Origin of the sequence: Parasphingorhabdus sp., assembly GCF_048267785.1 — a bacterium.
Taxonomy (GTDB): Bacteria; Pseudomonadota; Alphaproteobacteria; order Sphingomonadales; family Sphingomonadaceae; genus Parasphingorhabdus.
In genome coordinates, this window is record NZ_JBLWWU010000017.1 from 67,226 (window position 1) to 83,959 (window position 16,734).

Consider the following 16,734-nt stretch of genomic DNA (forward strand, 5'->3'; position numbering starts at 1 on the left):
TTCCCGGGCGTTAGGGCCAAGCGGGCTCCGGCTCAAGTATTCTCTTTTGATCAAAGACATTGACCTGCCGCGTCTTATCGGATTGTAAGGCGTGGAATTGTCAATTTTGTTGATGGGGACGGGAATTGGAAACGGTCTATCTGAACGGCGATTATCTCCCCAAATCATCGGCCAAAATCTCGATATTTGACCGGGGACTGCTATTTGCGGATGCGGTTTACGAAGTCGTTTCGGTCATCAATGGCCGTTTGATCGATATGGTGCGTCACATCGCGCGGCTGGAACGGTCGCTGGGGGAACTTTCGATCAACGCTTTTGCCGACTGGTCATCCATATCCGAAAATCTGGTTGCGGAAAATGATCTCCGCGAAGGGCTGGTCTATCTGCAGGTGTCACGCGGGGTGATGGATGAGCGGGAATATCGCTGGCCTGCACCGGATACCGCCCCGACAATATTTGCCTTTGCCCAGAGCCGGGTACTGATCGAAAATCCGATGGTCGATCGCGGAATGCGGATCATTACCCGCCCCGATCTCCGCTGGCAAAGATGCGATATCAAAACGACGCAGTTGCTCTATGCATCGCTGATGAAAATGGAGGCAATGGCCGCTGGAGTCGATGATGTCTGGATGAGGCAGGGTGATATGATATCTGAAGGGACCTCCCAGAACGCGCATATAATCAGCGAGGACGGCGTGCTCATTTCGCATCAGCTTGACCGCAGTATTCTGCCCGGTGTCACGCGTATAGAGATGCTCGCCCAGGCATTGTCCATGGAACTAACGGTCGAGGAACGCGCTTTCTCAATTGACGAAGCGAAAAACGCGGCCGAAGCGTTTGTCACATCGTCGACATTGCTGATCATGCCGGTCGTCGAGATTGACGGTCACCAGATCGGCGACGGCCAACCAGGTGAACGAACAGGAAAAATTCGACAAAATTATTTAGCTGCCGTTCAGAGAGTTCCGTCTAGAACAAATTGAATCAATGGAGATGAATATGAAATTTTCGATCTTGTTGGCAGGAGCGGCCTTGGTATTTACCCCGATGAATGTGGTGCAAGCTGCAAATGTCGAGATTGTCGCCCAGAATCCGGTCATTGAGCTTAGCGTGTCGGAACAGGTCGACAGTGCACCGGACACAGCGACGTTCAGCACCGGAGTCGAAACGAAGGCTCCGACCGCAACTCAGGCCTTGCGTGACAATTCCGTACAGGCGCGTGCCGTCATAAACCGGCTCAAATCTCTTGGTATTGCCGAAAAGGACATTCAGACCACCGGAATCAATCTGCGGGCGGATTATGATTATGATCAGGAACGCCGGGAGAACCGTTTTGTCGGTTATGTCGTTTCCAATCAGGTTTCAGCAACCGTGAAAGATATTTCCAAACTTGGCACAATTCTCGATGCGATTGTCAGCAGCGGTGCCACCAATTTAAACGGCCCGTCTTTCTCGATCAGCGATGACAGCAAATTAAAGGATTTGGCGCGGGAACGCGCGCTTTCCAGCGCCAAAGCACGGGCTATGAGCTATGCTCGCGCGGAAGGATATACCGGCGTGCGGGTGCTTTCGATCAGCGAGGGTATGTCACACCAGTCGGACGCACCAATGATGCGGATGGAGGCTTCCGCATCGAATTCTGCTCCGCCGATTGCTCCCGGGCAGGTCGGAACGGTCGTTTCTCTCAATGTTACATATGAAATGACGCGTTAGCTTTATGAGCCACAGGTTGAACTTGCTATTCACGTGATGTTAAAACCGCTGCGCCTAGGAGGGTGTCGATGTTGAAAAAAACCGCCTTTTTGTCGCTTCTTGTGGTCGGCCTGACCGCGGTGACGCCACAGCTGGTTTCGGCCATGGATCGCCGCGGCGAGCAAAATGAAGCACGGGCGCAAATGATGGCGGGCAAGGTGAAATCGATCCGTTCGATCGAGAACCAGATTTTGCCGAGAATGTCGGGCAGTGAATATATAGGCCCGGAGTTTGACCCCAGCGCGCAAGTCTACCGGCTGAAATTCATCCGTGATGGGCGGGTCGTGTTCATCGATGTGGATGGTCGAACGGGCACAATATTGCGTCAGACCCGCTGATCAAGATCGGCTATCTCGCCTATTTCCCAACTCCCGGATTTTCTAAATCATTGTGCGTTTTCGGGATGATGATATAGGCTATTCTATAGAATTAGGCATTATTTCGGAGGACAAGCATGCGGGTCTTGATCGTTGAAGACGAACCCACGCTGGGACAACAGCTCAAATCGACATTGGAGGCCAATGGCTATGCCATCGACCTGTCGACAGATGGCGAGGATGGCCATTTCATGGGTTCGACCGAAGACTATGACGCGGTGATTCTGGACCTCGGACTGCCTGAAATAGACGGCCTTACCGTGCTGGACCGGTGGCGCAAGGAAGAGCGTAATTTTCCGGTGCTGGTGCTGACAGCCCGCGATAGCTGGTCGGACAAGGTTGCGGGACTGGACGCCGGCGCCGATGATTATCTCGCAAAGCCGTTCCAGACCGAAGAATTGATCGCCCGACTGCGCGCGCTTATCCGTCGTGCCTCGGGCAATGCTTCATCGGAACTTACGGCGGGCGACGTGCGGCTCGACACGCGGTCGGGCAAGGTAACGCTGGATGGAAGTCCGGTCAAACTGACGGCACAGGAATATAAGCTCCTGTCCTATCTAATGCATCACAAGGGAAAAGTCGTATCCCGGACCGAGTTGATCGAACATATTTACGATCAGGATTTTGACCGGGATTCAAACACGATTGAAGTATTTGTCACTCGCATCCGCAAAAAACTGGGTGCGGAAGTTATTTCGACGATCCGCGGGCTTGGTTATAGTCTAGAGGATCCCGAAGCCTGAATGAATCAAGCCAGATAGATATTCCGGTCGATGAAAAGGTACCGACAACCCATTCTCGGCTAGGCACCCGGACCACTGGCTCACTCGGTCGCCGGATGATCGGGATCGCTGCAGCTTGGATTGTTATCCTGTTGTTTGGGGGTGGTTTTGCGCTCGACCGGGTATTGAACGATGCGGTAACCCGCAATTTTGACAACCAACTGGAATATGTGCTGACCGCAATGATCGCGTCAGCCGAAATCGGTCCCGATGGCGAGGTGTTTCTGAACCGTCCGCTGGGGGACCAGCGTTTTCTCGAGCCCAATAGCGGTCTTTACTGGCAAATCAGCGGGGAAGGTCACGATGATTTTCCATCTCGGTCACTGTGGGACCGAACGCTGGAATCGAATACCAGTCACGATGACCGTGAAACGCATATATATGATAGCAAACAATTTCCTGACGAACCTTTACGGTTACTGGAACGCACAATCATCCTGCCGGACTCCGATACGAAATGGTTGTTTCAGGTTGCGCAGAGCCGTGATGGTCTGGATGCCCAGATCGCCAATATTCGCTCAATTTTGGTCAACAGTTTCCTGATTCTTGCGCTCGGACTGATTGGCATGGCGGCACTGCAGACACTTTACGGTTTGTGGCCGTTGCGCAAAATCCGCAGTGCTATTGCAGCGATGCGAACCGGGCAACAGCGCCGGGTAGTGGAACCGATGCCCAATGAAGTCACGCCTATGGTGGATGAACTTAATGCGCTGCTCGACCATAATGAGAAGCAGGCAGAGGAAGCGCGGCGGCATGCCGGAAATCTGGCCCACGCACTGAAAACCCCGCTCACCGTGATCATGAACAGCGCCACCGCCAAGGCAGACGATCTGGCCGATACAGTGATCCGCGAAGCCGGGGTGATGCGTCGCCAGGTCGATCACCATCTTGCCCGGGCGCGGGCAGTTGGCCGGCGCGGTCACGCCCACAGCCGGGCAAAGGTCTGGCAAAGCCTGCAGGCTGTGGAACGCGCGGTCGGACGGCTCTACCCGCATGTCCGGATCGATATTGATGGCGATAAGGATGCAGTGGTTTCGGTCGAGCGCCAGGATCTTGATGAAATGATCGGAAACCTTGTCGAAAACGCCGCCAAATATGGTGGCGGGAGTGTGTTCATAACCGTCGAGGGCAGCGATAGTTACGTCGAACTGCTGATAGAAGATGATGGCCGCGGAATTCCGGAAGAAGATCGACAACGGATATTTGACCGTGGCGCACGGCTTGACAGCGGTAAACCCGGCACCGGTTTGGGCTTAGCCATTGTCCGGGACGTGGCGGAAATCTATGACGGTTCGGTGTCGCTGGAAGAAAGCGAGGATTTGGGCGGGCTGCTGGTACGGCTTAGATTGCCCAAATCTGAAGGTGCCGGGGCTTAGTCCGTTTCCTCCCGGATTCGTTCATGATGGCGAATCACTTCATCAATGATGAAACGCAAGAATTTTTCGGAAAATTCGGGGTCGAGCTTGGCATCGCTGGCCAGCTGACGCAGACGGGCTATCTGCTCCCGTTCACGCGCACCGTCGGCCGGCGGCAGATCATTCTTGGCTTTATATTCGCCAACGGCTTGAGTCACCTTGAAACGTTCTGCGAGCATGAACACCAGCGCCGCATCGATATTGTTGATGCTTTCGCGAAATTGTTGCAGCTTTTCGTCCATGATTTGTCGCCCGGTTTTCGCCTTTCGCAGATTTTGCCACACATGCGCGCGACGCAACCTCAAATGGTCTGATTTCACTTGCCTTATCCCTAGTGAATTGCCACATCCGGTGCAACATGTCAGCAACGGTCCATCAATTCGGGCGGGATTCCGCGCCTTCGCTTGAACCCATCATGTCTCTGGTTGCCAGCGACATGAATCAGGTCAACAGCGTGATTCTGGACCGGATGCAATCGGAAATACCACTTATCCCGGAACTTGCCGGACATCTTATTGCCGGAGGTGGCAAGCGAATGCGTCCGATGCTGACTCTGGCCGCAGCGAAGCTGATCGGATATTCGGGGGATCGCCATTTCAAACTGGCGGCTGCGGTGGAATTTATTCATACCGCCACCTTGCTGCACGACGATGTTGTCGACGGTTCCGACTTGCGGCGCGGGAAAGCCGCCGCGAATTTGATTTTTGGCAATCCGGCTACAGTTCTCGTCGGTGATTTCCTTTTCAGCCGCGCTTTTGAACTGATGGTTGAGGACGGATCGCTGAAAGTGCTCAAGATTTTGTCCAGTGCATCGGCCGTCATTGCTGAAGGGGAAGTCAATCAGCTTACTGCCCAGCGCAAGATTGATACCAGCGAAGACAGATATCTTGATATTATTGGTGCGAAAACGGCCGCGTTATTTGCCGCTGCCAGCAGAATATCTGCGGTTGTTGCAGAATGCGATGAAGAAATTGAACTGGCGTTGGACAGCTATGGCCGCAATTTGGGCATAGCATTCCAGTTGGTCGATGATGCGATCGATTATAGCTCCGACAGCGAAACGATGGGCAAAGATGCTGGCGACGATTTCCGCGAAGGCAAGGTGACGTTGCCGGTCATTTTGGCTTATTCGCGGGGGAGCGAGGAAGAGCGAAAATTCTGGAAAGATGCGATCATCGGGCATAAATCGTCGGATGATGACCTCATGCGTGCGACGAATTTGCTGCGTACAACGGGTGCGATTGATGACACTATGTCGCGGGCTAGGCATTACGGTCAGCGTGCCATTGATGCGCTGGGTATTTTCGCTTCCGGAAAAGCCCGCGACGCGATGACAGAAGCAGTTGAATTTGCCATTTCCCGCGCTTATTGATGCGGCTCAGGACAGGAATTTAAAATGGCTGCACGAATCTATCAAAACCCTAGAAACGCAATGCAGTCGGGCAGGGCGCTGACCGATAAATGGGTGCTGGAATTTGAACCGGCAGAGCCGCGCAAACCCGATCCGCTCACTGGTTGGGCAGGGTCCGGTGATACGCAGCGGCAGGTGAAGCTGACCTTTCCTTCCTGTGAAGCGGCAAAGGCCTATGCGGATAAACATGCAATTGATTATCTGATTATTCCGACACCAGAAAAAACGCTGAAAATACAGGCTTATGCGGACAATTTTCGCTAGCAATTTCCCTGAAGAAATTATGTCAGGGGGATGCCTGTCCCCAAGAGAAAAAACAGCAAAAGTTTAACATCTATCGCTACGCCTTCAACGCGCTTCTGTTGAATGAAATCCGCCATTTCGTTCAATGCAACGCGATGGACGATGATATCTTCGCCGTCCACTCCGCCGCCTTCGCCGATTTTCGTCAAGCCAGAGGCTTTGAAAAGCGAAAAACTTTCCGACACCATGCCCGGTGAGGAATAATATTCGCCGCAATCCTCCATTGTTTCGGCACGATACCCCGTCTCTTCTTCCAGTTCACGAATCGCTGCGATGGAGGATTCTTCATCGGCATTATCGTCATGATCGCCAACCAGTCCCGCGGGAAGTTCGATACAATTCTTGCCCAGTGGCACCCGATATTGTTCGACCAGAAGTACATGCCCTTCGTCAATCGCCAGAATCACCGCGGCCCGGATTCCCCGGCTGCGCGATACATATTCCCATTTTCCTTCGCGCTTGGCCGTGATGAACCGGCCTTCCCACATGATTTCTACTTCTGCGCCATTTCCGTTGCTCAAAGTTCGATCAATCTGTCAGGAAGCTCGTTTGGGTTATGCTCAGTTTTTGGAAAATGTTCCGACAAGACGATCCCCATGCGGCGCACGGCTTCGGCCATCCCTTCGCCCGGCGCTCCCGAACGGACGAGATCGATCATCGCAACCATTGCGTCGCCCCATATTGATGGCTCAACCTTTGCAGCAATGGCATCGTCTGCCACAATCTCGGCACGATGTTCGCGCATCGACAGATAGAGCAATATACCGGTCCGTCCGACTGTGCGATGATCTGTTGATACCCGGAATAAGGATATCGCACGTTTGCGCACCCGGCTTTTCTTGATCGGCGGGGGAATAAGGATGAAGAGCAGGGGCTTCCAGATCAGGATCAGCCTTGTGCCGAAAAATTTCAGCGCGGTAAAAACGAAGAGCGCCCAATAGGGCAAGGCAGAGATTCCGCTCCAGCCACCGGCCAGCCAGTCTATGATGCCCAGATAAATTTCCGGGAACAGACTGATCACCAGCAAGGCGGTGAGGGCAGCCAGACCTGATATCGCCCAGGCGACGTCACCATAATGATCGGATTGGCCGGTAACGATGGTGACGATCTCGCCATCGGTGGTTTTCTCGGCCTTTGAAACCGCAGACGTAACGGCCTTGTGATCGTCGGGAGTAAACTGGTTCACTTTGCTCATTACCAGCCCCCTGATGCGCCGCCGCCGCCGAAGCTGCCACCGCCTCCGCCAAAACCGCCACCACCGAAGCCGCCGCCGCTACTGCCGCCGCCGCCCCAATGTGATCCACCGCCCCAGATGACGACCGGACCGGCGCCATGACGATAACGTTTGCCTCCGCGATTGGAGAACATCGGGATGATGACGAAGAAGATCAGGACGAAGCCCCAGAAAATCATCAGGCCGATATTTTCTTCATCACCCTTGGTGACCTGCTGTTCGGCCTGTTGCGCAAATGCGCGGGCTTCTGCTTCCGGAAGGGCCAGCTGGGCCGCAATCCGGTCGACTCCTGCTATAATGCCTGCTGCCATATCGCCGTTGCGGAACTGGGGCAGAATATCATTCTGGATGATGATACTCGATAGCGCATCGGTCATGATGCCTTCCAGGCCGTAGCCCACCTCGACGCGAACCTTGCGCTCATTGGGTGCGACCAGCAGGATCAAGCCATTGTCCTTTTCTGCTTCACCATCGCCATCCTGGCCGATGCCCCAGGTTCGCCCGAGTTGATAGCCATAGTCGGCAATATCGTAGCCTTCGAGGCTGTTGACGGTTGCGACGACGAGCTGCCGATTGGACTGGGCTTCGAGAGCTGCGAGTTTCGCAGTGAGTTCTGCCTCTTGAGCTGGATTGAGCAAATCCGCCTGATCGACAACGCGGCCGGTAAGTTCCGGGAAGCTTTGGGCAAAGGCCGGGGCGGCGATCGCCAGAAAGGCGATAGCCAGCCCGGCAATTACCGCTTTCAACGGCAGAATGGATCTAAGCGCAATCACTCTCAGAAGCTGACTTCAGGTGCTTCGTCCGCGCCTTCTGTTGTTGCGGTAAAGGGCTGCATCGGTTTCGCGCCATGAATGATTTTCGCCCCAATAATGTCGGGAAAGGTGCGGATCGTTGTATTATACTGGCGCACCGCTTCGTTATAATCGCGGCGGGCGACATTGATCCGGTTTTCCGTGCCTTCCAGCTGACTTTGCAGTGCGAGGAAATTCTGGTTGGATTTGAGTTCGGGATAAGCTTCGACGGTCGCCATCAGGCGTCCTAGCCCTTGCGAGAGCGCGCCTTGTGCTGCTGCAAATTCCTGAACCTTTGCTGCATCGTCAAGATCATCGGCACTAAGCTGAATGGAAGTCGCTTTGGCGCGGGCTTCGACCACTGCCGTCAACGTGTCCTGTTCCTGTGTGGCAAAGCCTTTTACCGTTTCTACCAGATTCGGGATCAGGTCGGCGCGGCGCTGATATGTGCTTTCGACATCAGCCCATTTGGCTTTTGCATTTTCTTCCGCCGTCGGCACGCTGTTAATTCCGCACGCGCTCAGCGACAAGGCAACGACCGGAACCACCAGAATTTTGATCAGTTTATTCAGCATGTTTGAAATCCCTCCATCCACAAGGCGATACGCCGTACCACTTTGTAAAAATAGGTATCTACTGCCACTTTTGCAACGACTTCCCTCGACTATTTTGGGTTTTTCATGCATTTACACGCCTTTAGAAATGAGAAGGTAAGTCATATGTTAAACGAGTTTAAGGCCTTTATTATGAAGGGCAATGTGCTCGATCTGGCGGTGGCCGTCATTATCGGAGCGGCATTTGCGACGATTACCACATCGTTGACCGAAGATGTGATCATGCCAGTTGTCAGTGCATTATTTGGTATGCCCGATTTCTCTGGCATGTTCATCCTGCTGGGATCGCCGCCAGCGGATTATGCCGGGGCAATGACCGATTATGCAGCGCTCAAGGAAGCAGGTGTTCCGATGCTCGGCTGGGGCCAGTTCCTGACCGTCGTGATCAACTTCATCATTCTGGCGTTCATCATCTTCCTGATCGTCCGCTATGCCAACAGAATTATGACGAAGGCAGAAGAGGAAGCGGCCGATCCTGGACCAAGTGAAATTGATCTGCTGACCGAAATCCGGGACAGCCTGAAAAAATAGTGATTTCAGATCTCTGACATCGCCCCTTTTTGCTGCGTGGTTTGTGTAACGACAAACTTGCGTCGCAAAAGGGCGGTTCTTTGTTTCCGAAACTTTCTTTCTGTCTGGACGAACGCGATAGATGTCCACCAAAATATGAATAATATCCTTTATCTTACAATGAGATAAATGATGACCTCATTTTTTGAGATACATTCCGATTTTTCGATCCTATAGGCTCGCTCGGCTGGATTGATTCGCAGCCGATTTGAATGACTATAGGGGACTAATTATTATGCGTAAATTCGCTGTTCTGGCTGCATCAGCAGCCGTATTCGCTTTGAGTGCCTGCAATGCTCCAGCTGAAGACGCTGCAGCAACCGATGAAGCTGCAACCGAAGAAGTTGCACCTGCTGAAGACGCGATGGCTACTGAAGAAGTTGCTCCTGCGACTGAAGAAGCAACCGCTGAATCTGCACCTGCAGAAGAAGCTGCTGCGCCTGCAGAAGAAACTGTTGCTGAGTAAGCTTCGCTCTATCTGAATTTCCCTTTGGGGGAACTAGAGGAGGGTCAACCGGGAAACTGGTTGGCCCTTTTTTTGTTTTTTGTGGAACAGGGAACCAATTTCCCATCGACAAGTTGGTGTCTCCGAGGAGCCCTTTTTCGCTCCTTCTAATTGACGAGGGATTATTATGCGTAAAATTATGATTTTGACCGCTTCTACTGCTGCTCTGGCTCTGAGTGCCTGCGCACAGGAAGATACTAGCGGTGCGGAAACCGAAACCGAAGTGCAGGCTCAGGAAGCCGAAATGGAAGCAGACCGTCTCGATGAAGCGGCCGACCAGGCTACGACTGAAGCCGGCGAAGAAATGCTGGAGGACAAAGCTGCGGCAATGGAAGACAAGGCTGACGCCCTCGAAGACAAGGCCGACAAGGAAGAAGGCGTCCTCGCTCAGTAATTACGAATTCCCTTTGGGGAACTAGAGGAGGGTCAACCGGGAGACTGGTTGGCCCTTTTTCTTGTCTGTGCACTGTTCATTCAGAATTATATCCCTATATAGGAAGCGTCCGTTTCGACGGACTATGGTGATAAATTGTGATGTGTAATAGACACTACGGACCCGGGGGCAGTACCCGGCGGCTCCACCATTTCAGGCGATTTGCAGCGATGCAAAACGCTTTTGCTGATGGGGCCGAACTAGGATCGACGGGTGTTCAAAGGCGTTATTTTTACCCGGCCTGAGTATGCCGTGATTGCTCAAAACCTATAAGTGCAAACGATAATGAAGCACTCGCTATCGCTGCCTAACCCATTGACCTCACGGTCATAAGTTAGAAAGCTACGCGCGGTTGAACCCACCGGGCAACAGAAGGGAATTCAGCGGTTTGGAAGGCACCGGGCAACAGAAGCCTTCCACTTCATTTAAAATGACGGAAGAGTTGCCGGGCATCGTCTGGAAGTCGGTCGTGGCATGGAAGCACCACAGCTGATGTCGGACGTCGTTGGACGCTGCCGGCCCTGGTCAGGGCTGATCGGCTCAGTAATCGGAGCTGTAAATCCTGTTCAGTTCGATCGCTTCGATCATTTTAGCGCCGGCCATGAAAACCGCGCCGGTCGCTGCCAGAAACAGCAGTTTCCCTCCCCAACCGGGATATTGGACCATATAGGCCTGGCCGCGTGCGACAGCGCCGGTGGCAAGCGCGTATGTGATGAGAAACGCCTCAAACTTGGTCTTGATTACGAATAGCCGTTTAAATTTTGTCCACATGTAAATTGAGTAGCAAGCGCCGTGCCAATCGCAGAAATCGGACGTTTCCCGATATGAGATATGGTAAATTGTAAGTTAATCCGACAGTGCGAAGCCAAGATTAATGTTCGAGTTCGGTCAACGCGCATTTTTCGAGCAGCTTGCTTCTGGCGATGCCGATAGAGTCGATCAGGTCCGGGGCAGACAGTTGATCCGGATGGATCGCTTCCGGCCAATAGTCAGCCACAACCTCTTCAATCCTGTTCAGTCTTTCGGCTGTTGCCATGAATCGCGGGTCTATCGTCTCAGGATCTGCTACGACCCGCAAGCGCAGGCAGGCTGGGCCGCCACCATTGGCCATCGATTGCCGGACATCAACCGGACACAACCTGCGGATCGGGCCATTGCCGGATACAAGCTCGGTCAGATAACGCCAGACGGCGTCATTCTCGCGCGCTTCTGTCGGAAGAATCAGCGCCATGCCCGCCTCGTCAGGAAGTGTCACCAGTTGCGCATTGAAAAGATAAGATTTTATGGCATCGTCCAAGCTCACCTTGGCGGTCGGTACGATGATGATCTCGGCATCGGGCATGTGGCTCCGGATAGCGTCATATAGCGCATCCGGCTGTTCAAACGCCTGCTCATGGGTGAACAGAACGCGTTCGTTTGCCACTGCTACGACATCGTTGTGGAATGCACCTGAAGCAATGGCCGTTTCTGCCTGCTGGGCGAAAATCACGCGATCATGGTTCAGCCCGTGGGTGCGAGCTATCGCTTTGCTTGCCTCGATATGCTGTCGGGCGGGAAAGGGGCCGCCGCTCTTGCCAAAGACAAATATCTCGATACCTGCAGCATCGTGGGCCGGGCAAAGCCGCATGTGATTGGCGGCTCCTTCGTCTCCAAAGGGTGACGGTATCGGGGAGCGGACCGCAAAATGGTTCTGATTAGCAAACGCCAGCTTCAATTGCGCCAGCGTTCCCGGCCATTCATGACTGCGATGCGGCATAGTTTGCAAGTTGGCGACGGTGAGATGGCATTTGCCATCGTAAGTATCGGGTGCGGGAGAAACAGTCGCGGCATTGGCGGCCCACATTGAGGATGCAGAAAAAGCAGTAGCGAGCAGATGTGGTTCGGCATCCTTGACGGTCGTACCCAGTTTTTCCAGCCAGCCACTGTTCGGCCGGTCCAGAGGCATGAAAAATCCCTGCCTGAGACCAAGGCTCAGGTTATGCTTCATCTTGGCTATACCCTGCAGAGCTGCCTCGCGCGGATAGGCGGTTTGACCGGCATGGTTGGCCGAGGCAATATTGCCGGGGCTCAACCCGGCATAATTATGGCTGGGCCCAATAATGCCATCGAAATTAATTTCAACGAGCGCACTCATCGCGATACATACCTGATCCTGTTGCCCGTGCTCAGACCCAGATTTTCCGCTGCCTGTTGGTCGATAGTCACGCCTTCTGCATTTTCGCTGATCATTGCATAAGTAGCCTGAAAATTTTCAAGCGAACCGATCGAAATGATCGACTTAATCTCGCCTTCCCCGATGGCGGTAATGTCTGCAGATTTTGAATTGCGGATACTGGTAACGTCATCGGTTTTCGCAACCATTGTCGGTCCACCGTCGAAAATGTCGATATATCCGTCATAAGAGAAGTTTTCGTTCTCCAGCATGCGCATCGCGGCGCGGCCACTCGTGTGCGGTACGCCGATTGCCGCGCGGGCGGATTCGCTGAGCATGGCGGTATAAATCGGGTGTTTGGGCATCAGATCGGCAATGAACTGGTTGCCGTGTATGGCGTTGAAATAATCGGCTTCCTGAAAACTCATGCCAAAGAATCGCCCGGCCAGTCCATCCCAAAACGGGGATCCACCAGCTTCATCGATCACGCCGCGTAGCTCGGCGAATATCTTGTCACCAAAACGGTTGCGATGTTCCTTGATGAACAGATAGCGGCTACGGGCCAGCAATAAACCGAGCCCGCCCGCGCGTTCGCCCGGATGGAGAAACAGGCCACCGACCTCGCTCGCTCCCTCCAGATCGGTTACCAGACTGAGCATTTGCGCGCTGAACGTCCGGTTCAGCTCCTTGCTGGTTTGCGACAAGGTGCTCAGGCGGTAGGAATAGAAAGGCCATGTCTGTCCCACTTTTGTGAACAATTGCGAAGTCCCCCGCACGGCACCCGTTTCGACATTTTCGAGCACCATGACAAATAGATCATCACCATGTTCACGGGTATCATTCTGAAAAGCGCTTTCGGATCGTTCCAGTTTCTGCGTCAATGAATTCCGATCAGCTGGCAAATTGGTAAAACCTCCGCCAGTCAGTTTCGCCATTTCATAGAGATGTTGCAGATCGTCGAGGCGCGCGGCGCGTATCCGGAAACTCATAATCCTCCCCTTTCGGCGATCCGCATGATTGTCAGCGCCGATAACTGTGTCCGTTCGACCAGACTTTCCGTTATTAAAAATTCGTCGGAGCTATGTATGGCTCCGCCCCTCACCCCCATAGTATCGACGACCGGAATTCCGCAAGCTGCGATATTGTTGCCGTCACAAACCCCGCCAGTGTCGCGCCAGTTGATATCCAGGCCCAGTTCAGCGCCACATTGCCTTACTAGGCCGAAAAGCTTCTGTGCCTGTGGATCAATCGGTTTCGGTGGGCGGCCAAAGCCGCCGTGGCAGTGGACGCCAAGATCGTGGAGCTTCGCGATATCTGTGACCATCTGGTCCAGCGCCTTTTGCGCCAGAGCCTGATCTTCCAGCGTCTTCGGCCGGAAATTGACGCGCAATATGGCCTGATCGGGAACCGAATTATTCGGCCCGCCACCATCAATCTTCGCCGGATTGACGCTCAGGCCCTCGCGGTGGAGCGCTTTCAACTGCAAGGCCATATCCGCAGCAGCAATCAGTGCGTTGCGCCCTTCGTCCGGATTGCGCCCGGCATGCGCGCTCTTGCCAGTAAAGATGATCGAAAAATTACCGCTGCCGCCGCGTTCTCCGGCGAGCGTGCCATCGGGCAGGGCGGGTTCATAGGTCAGGGCGGCCGTCTTGCCTTTTGCCAGTTGCTTGATCAGCGAAGCGGAAGAACCCGAGCCCACTTCCTCGTCGCTGTTGATCATCACGTCATAGCCGATGCGGCTGGCGACGTCGCTTTCCTCGAGCAATTGCAACGCGCCGAGCATCACCGAAAGCCCGCCCTTCATATCGGCAAGGCCGGGGCCGTTCAAAATGCCGTTTTCCAGATCTGTTATCTGCTGAAACGGGTGATCCGATGCAAACACGGTGTCCATATGGCCGGTCAGCAGGATACGAACCGGCGCTTCCGGACGCACCGAAGTCACCAGATGCTGACCGCGCTGAACCAGTACAACGCTGCCATCCGCACGGACTGTTTCGACCGGTTCGGGATCGACCAGATGCGTTTCTCCAGGCAAAGCCGAAAAGGCATCGGCAAGCATTTGTGCTACGGTTGCCAGACCATCAAGATTGGCGGTGCCGCTGTTTATCTTGGCCCATTGAACGGTACGCGGAAGAAGCGGCAGGTCAGTTGCCCGTTCCACTATTCTTCGTACAGGGAAGGATTCTGGTTTCATTGGAAATTGATAGCATTTCAATCCACTTATCGTAACCCGTTTATCACAGGCTTCTCATATCGGGTGTCAGCAGCTTCGCGCTTCGTCAACTAGCGTCTCTAAGCCGGTGTGAATTTCTTGCCAGACCTCGAGTTCGTCCTTCCGGGTTGAAGGGATGGTGTTCGAAATAACGTGGACTGCAGCAGAAATTAATCCTGAAAACCATTCATTTGAAACTTTTAATGTATCTTCGTGATGGGGGACAGTACTGCCGAACATGATCCGGATTTCGTCCGGTCGATCATACCAATTCATCAGGCAATAGATTACGCTTTCGACCATTTCGGCCTCCAGCTTGACACTGTTGCCGAGGCCATGTTCTTCGAAAGAAATTTGTGCTTGGGGATGGTTGGCATAATATTCTGCCATGACCGGTTCCGTTACGTCACCCAAAACTTCCGCAGCCCGTTCGAGACTGCTTTCCAGAAGTTCGTTTTTTCGTTCCGTTTGCATTTTTTCTGTTATTTGAACCAATAGACCTGCAACCGCAATAACTCAATTCTGCCATTTACAAAAGACATGTACAGCGCCATATTCTGACATGATTCCTCCCCGGACTATCTGTCAACAATCACTGAGCCTCGCTTTCCGCGTCGGACAGTGTCTCACCATTGAAGAGGGAATTGCATGTCCGAATATGTCAGCCAAAACGGGATCCAGATAGCTCGGGAACTGTTTGATTTTGTCAACGATCGCGCGCTGCCTGGCACCGCAGTCGACCGGGATAAATTTTGGACCGGATTTGGCGAATTGTTGAATAAATTTGCCCCACGAAATGCCATGCTGCTTGAAAAGCGCGAGAAACTGCAGGCGCAGATCGATGCCTGGCACATCGAGCACAAGGGGCAGCCGATCGATCAGGCGGAATATCAAGGCTTTCTGAAAGATATCGGCTATCTGGTTGAAGAACCGACGGCTTTTTCCATCACTACAGAAAATGTCGATCCCGAAATCGCGACCATGGCCGGACCGCAACTGGTGGTGCCGTCGCTCAACGACCGTTTTGTCCTGAACGCTGCCAACGCGCGCTGGGGCAGCCTTTATGACGCTTTCTACGGCACCGATGCGCTCGACGCGCCGCCGGCCAAGCCGGGCGGCTATGATCCGGAGCGCGGCGCTGCGGTTATCAAGGCGGCAAAAGCCTTTCTCGACGAAGCTTTTCCGCTGTCGAGTGGATCATGGACCGAATATACGGGTGGTGATCCCGCCTTGGCCGATCCCTCGCAGTTGGTTGGCCGCAACGGCCAGTCGCTGCTGCTCAAGCATAACGGGCTGCACGCCGAAATCGTCATCGACCCGGCCCACCCGATCGGCAAGGATGACCCGGCCCATATCGCCGATGTCCTGATGGAAGCGGCGCTGACCACGATCATCGACATGGAAGATTCGGTTGCTGCAGTGGACGCCGAGGACAAGGTGCTGGCCTATATCAACTGGCTCGGCCTGATGCGCGGCGATCTCGACGCCTCCTTCGAAAAGGGTGGCAAGACGGTCGAGCGCAAGGCCAATCCCGATCGCGATTATGTCGATCTCGACGGCAAATCCTTCACCCTGCCGGGCCGCAGCCTGATGTTTGTCCGCAATGTCGGCCATCTGATGTCCAATCCGGCGGTCTTGCTGGCTGACGGATCGGAAGCGCCGGAAGGTCTGCTCGACGGCGTGTTCACCAGCCTGATCGCGATGCACGATATCAAGGGGCTCGGCGAGCTGCGCAACAGCCGCGCCGGATCGATCTATATCGTGAAACCGAAGATGCACGGGCCGGAAGAATGTACCTTCACCAATGACCTGTTTGATGCGGTGGAAGATTTGCTCGGTCTCGACCGTCACACGATCAAGGTCGGCGTGATGGACGAAGAGCGCCGGACATCGGCTAATCTCGCCGCCTGCATCCATGCGGTGAAGGACCGGGTTGTGTTCATCAACACCGGTTTCCTCGACCGGACCGGCGACGAAATCCACACCTCGATGCAGGCGGGCGCAATGCTGGCGAAGGGCGATATCAAGAAAAGCGACTGGATCACTGCCTATGAACAGCGCAATGTTGCCATCGGTCTGGCTTGCGGCATGTCCGGCAAGGCGCAGATCGGCAAGGGCATGTGGGCCGCGCCCGACATGATGGCCGACATGATGGAGCAGAAAATCGGCCATCCGATGACCGG

At 54.0% G+C, this 16,734-nt stretch carries 21 protein-coding genes and 1 other RNA gene; 12 read left to right on the top strand and 10 right to left on the bottom strand.

Features of this window, described 5'->3' with window-relative positions; translation table 11 throughout:
- The first annotated feature begins 125 nt into the window (after positions 1-125).
- The 5 genes from ACN0VD_RS13510 to ACN0VD_RS13530 all read left to right on the top strand — a co-directional run bounded on the left by ACN0VD_RS13510 (position 126) and on the right by ACN0VD_RS13530 (position 4,287).
- Entirely contained in the window at positions 126-983 is an 858-nt protein-coding gene (locus ACN0VD_RS13510; RefSeq protein ID WP_417595118.1) for an aminotransferase class IV, read from the top strand.
- Between the two features lie 16 nt (positions 984-999).
- Positions 1,000-1,713, top strand: coding sequence for an SIMPL domain-containing protein (locus ACN0VD_RS13515; protein ID WP_417595120.1), 714 nt, complete (start codon positions 1,000-1,002; stop codon positions 1,711-1,713).
- Between the two features lie 68 nt (positions 1,714-1,781).
- Positions 1,782-2,090 (top strand): PepSY domain-containing protein, encoded by a 309-nt coding sequence (locus ACN0VD_RS13520; protein WP_417595122.1) that lies wholly within the window; start codon positions 1,782-1,784, stop codon positions 2,088-2,090.
- A gap of 116 nt (positions 2,091-2,206) precedes the next feature.
- Positions 2,207-2,872: a response regulator transcription factor gene (locus ACN0VD_RS13525; protein WP_417595124.1), complete on the top strand. Its 666-nt coding sequence runs from the start codon at positions 2,207-2,209 to the stop codon at positions 2,870-2,872.
- A 95-nt stretch (positions 2,873-2,967) separates the two neighbouring features.
- The gene (locus ACN0VD_RS13530) at positions 2,968-4,287 is read left to right on the top strand and encodes a sensor histidine kinase (protein WP_417595126.1); all 1,320 of its coding nucleotides are present in this window, start codon (positions 2,968-2,970) and stop codon (positions 4,285-4,287) included.
- Here ACN0VD_RS13530 and ACN0VD_RS13535 read toward each other — a convergent pair.
- Positions 4,284-4,568, bottom strand: coding sequence for a chorismate mutase (locus tag ACN0VD_RS13535; RefSeq protein ID WP_417595128.1), 285 nt, complete (start codon positions 4,566-4,568; stop codon positions 4,284-4,286). The two genes, ACN0VD_RS13530 and ACN0VD_RS13535, sit on opposite strands and share 4 nt — an antisense overlap.
- Positions 4,569-4,684: 116 nt before the next feature.
- On the opposite strand from ACN0VD_RS13535, the gene ACN0VD_RS13540 reads away from it, so the two are divergent.
- Positions 4,685-5,698: a polyprenyl synthetase family protein gene (locus ACN0VD_RS13540; RefSeq protein WP_417595130.1), complete on the top strand. Its 1,014-nt coding sequence runs from the start codon at positions 4,685-4,687 to the stop codon at positions 5,696-5,698.
- 24 nt (positions 5,699-5,722) lie between these two features.
- Entirely contained in the window at positions 5,723-6,001 is a 279-nt protein-coding gene (locus ACN0VD_RS13545) for an ETC complex I subunit (RefSeq protein WP_417595132.1), read from the top strand.
- A gap of 17 nt (positions 6,002-6,018) precedes the next feature.
- On the opposite strand, the gene ACN0VD_RS13550 is transcribed toward ACN0VD_RS13545, so the two are convergent.
- Genes ACN0VD_RS13550 through ACN0VD_RS13565 form a run of 4 tightly spaced genes read right to left on the bottom strand, consistent with a single transcriptional unit; the run spans position 6,019 to position 8,640 of the window.
- A complete protein-coding gene (locus ACN0VD_RS13550; RefSeq protein ID WP_417595164.1) occupies positions 6,019-6,528 on the bottom strand; it encodes an NUDIX hydrolase in 510 nt (169 codons plus the stop codon).
- A gap of 29 nt (positions 6,529-6,557) precedes the next feature.
- Entirely contained in the window at positions 6,558-7,235 is a 678-nt protein-coding gene (locus ACN0VD_RS13555) for a TPM domain-containing protein (RefSeq protein ID WP_417595134.1), read from the bottom strand.
- The gene (locus ACN0VD_RS13560) at positions 7,235-8,047 is read right to left on the bottom strand and encodes a TPM domain-containing protein (RefSeq protein WP_417595136.1); all 813 of its coding nucleotides are present in this window, start codon (positions 8,045-8,047) and stop codon (positions 7,235-7,237) included. The genes ACN0VD_RS13555 and ACN0VD_RS13560 overlap by 1 nt, the downstream gene beginning before the upstream one ends.
- A gap of 2 nt (positions 8,048-8,049) precedes the next feature.
- Positions 8,050-8,640, bottom strand: a complete 591-nt coding sequence (locus ACN0VD_RS13565; protein WP_417595138.1) for a LemA family protein — start codon at positions 8,638-8,640, stop codon at positions 8,050-8,052.
- Positions 8,641-8,784: 144 nt separating this feature from the next.
- Between ACN0VD_RS13565 and mscL the strand changes: the two genes are divergently transcribed.
- The 4 genes from mscL (at position 8,785) to ssrA (ending at position 10,608) form a co-directional block, all read left to right on the top strand.
- Positions 8,785-9,210, top strand: a complete 426-nt coding sequence (gene mscL, locus ACN0VD_RS13570) for a large conductance mechanosensitive channel protein MscL (RefSeq protein WP_417595140.1) — start codon at positions 8,785-8,787, stop codon at positions 9,208-9,210.
- 274 nt (positions 9,211-9,484) lie between these two features.
- Positions 9,485-9,715: a hypothetical protein gene (locus ACN0VD_RS13575; RefSeq protein WP_417595142.1), complete on the top strand. Its 231-nt coding sequence runs from the start codon at positions 9,485-9,487 to the stop codon at positions 9,713-9,715.
- A 166-nt stretch (positions 9,716-9,881) separates the two neighbouring features.
- Positions 9,882-10,148, top strand: coding sequence for a hypothetical protein (locus tag ACN0VD_RS13580; RefSeq protein ID WP_417595144.1), 267 nt, complete (start codon positions 9,882-9,884; stop codon positions 10,146-10,148).
- 69 nt (positions 10,149-10,217) lie between these two features.
- Positions 10,218-10,608, top strand: a transfer-messenger RNA (tmRNA) gene (gene ssrA / locus ACN0VD_RS13585).
- Positions 10,609-10,727: 119 nt separating this feature from the next.
- Here the strand turns inward: ssrA and ACN0VD_RS13590 are convergent.
- The 5 genes from ACN0VD_RS13590 to ACN0VD_RS13610 form a co-directional block, all read right to left on the bottom strand.
- On the bottom strand, positions 10,728-10,958 hold the full coding sequence (locus ACN0VD_RS13590; protein ID WP_417595146.1) for a hypothetical protein: 231 nt from the start codon (positions 10,956-10,958) through the stop codon (positions 10,728-10,730).
- Positions 10,959-11,058: 100 nt separating this feature from the next.
- Complete coding sequence (locus ACN0VD_RS13595) at positions 11,059-12,321, bottom strand: N-succinylarginine dihydrolase (RefSeq protein ID WP_417595148.1); 1,263 nt, start codon at positions 12,319-12,321, stop codon at positions 11,059-11,061.
- Positions 12,318-13,328, bottom strand: coding sequence for an arginine N-succinyltransferase (locus ACN0VD_RS13600; RefSeq protein WP_417595150.1), 1,011 nt, complete (start codon positions 13,326-13,328; stop codon positions 12,318-12,320). Before ACN0VD_RS13600 ends, ACN0VD_RS13595 begins: the two co-directional genes overlap by 4 nt.
- On the bottom strand, positions 13,325-14,533 hold the full coding sequence (locus ACN0VD_RS13605) for a hydrolase (RefSeq protein WP_417595152.1): 1,209 nt from the start codon (positions 14,531-14,533) through the stop codon (positions 13,325-13,327). Before ACN0VD_RS13605 ends, ACN0VD_RS13600 begins: the two co-directional genes overlap by 4 nt.
- A 66-nt stretch (positions 14,534-14,599) precedes the next feature.
- Complete coding sequence (locus ACN0VD_RS13610) at positions 14,600-14,941, bottom strand: hypothetical protein (RefSeq protein ID WP_417595154.1); 342 nt, start codon at positions 14,939-14,941, stop codon at positions 14,600-14,602.
- A 258-nt stretch (positions 14,942-15,199) separates the two neighbouring features.
- Here ACN0VD_RS13610 and ACN0VD_RS13615 point away from each other — a divergent pair.
- Positions 15,200-16,734: malate synthase G (locus ACN0VD_RS13615; RefSeq protein ID WP_417595156.1), on the top strand; the 1,535-nt coding region annotated here is incomplete at its 3' end.